Raw genomic sequence first — 454 nt, 5'->3', positions numbered from 1 at the left:
GCGTAGGCGACCTGCACCTCGCAGCGGTCGGCCAGCCCGGCGGCCACCACGTTCTTGGCCACCCAGCGCATCGCGTAGGCCGCCGAACGGTCCACCTTGGACGGGTCCTTGCCGGAGAACGCGCCGCCACCGTGACGCGCCATGCCACCGTAGGTGTCAATGATGATCTTGCGGCCGGTCAGCCCGGCGTCGCCCATCGGCCCGCCGATCTCGAACCGGCCGGTCGGGTTGACCAGCAGCCGGTAATCGGAGGTGTCGAGGTCGAGCCCCGCCAGCACCGGCTCGACCACATGCGTGCGGATGTCGGGGGTCAGCCGGTCGGCCAGGGAGACGCCGGGGGAGTGCTGGGCGGAGACGACCACGGTGTCGAGGCGGACCGGCTGGTCGCCGTCGTACTCGATGGTGACCTGGGTCTTGCCGTCGGGCCGCAGGTAGGGCACCAGGCCGGACTTGC

Annotated in this window: 1 protein-coding gene; it reads right to left on the bottom strand. The window is 71.4% G+C overall.

Annotation, left to right across the window (positions count from 1 at the left end):
• The coding region (locus IEY82_RS33080) for a methionine adenosyltransferase domain-containing protein (RefSeq protein WP_189128285.1) at nt 1-454 on the bottom strand (454 nt) is incomplete at both ends.

The organism is Nonomuraea cavernae (assembly GCF_014646355.1).
In the GTDB taxonomy this organism is placed as follows: domain Bacteria; phylum Actinomycetota; class Actinomycetes; order Streptosporangiales; family Streptosporangiaceae; genus Nonomuraea; species Nonomuraea cavernae.
The sequence above is the reverse complement of the archived record's forward strand: the minus strand, read 5'-3'. Positions and strand labels throughout refer to the sequence as shown.